The sequence below is a fragment of the Peribacillus sp. SIMBA_075 genome (assembly GCF_046534585.1).
The window spans coordinates 1-275 of record NZ_JAWRYN010000516.1; the positions used below are offsets into that span (position 1 = coordinate 1).

Annotated in this window: 1 protein-coding gene; it reads left to right on the forward strand. The window is 57.8% G+C overall.

What is annotated here, in order from left to right:
* Positions 1-26: 26 nt before the first annotated feature.
* The coding region (locus tag SB775_RS29240; protein ID WP_410864727.1) for a hypothetical protein at positions 27-275 on the forward strand (249 nt) is incomplete at its 3' end.

The following is a 275-nucleotide window of genomic DNA, read 5'->3' on the forward strand; positions in this document are numbered from 1 at the left end:
GTTCAAACGTGGCATGGAGTTCGTTCATGCCTCCATTCAATCCGCTGCCCTTTGGCAACTCTAGACAAGACATGGAAAGCATTGGAAACCAGGACAAGTTGAGGCTCTCGTTCGGCGTTCACCGCGAGCCCAAGAACGCCCCGATCAAGCTGGTGGTACAGCTTGAAAACGAGGCCCAGGCGCTTGCGGTGGCCATCCGTTCGGGCGGTCACAAGCTTGCCTACATCGCGGCAAGCGTTGGCAAGTCCGAGGGTTACATCAGCCGGCTTGCCAGC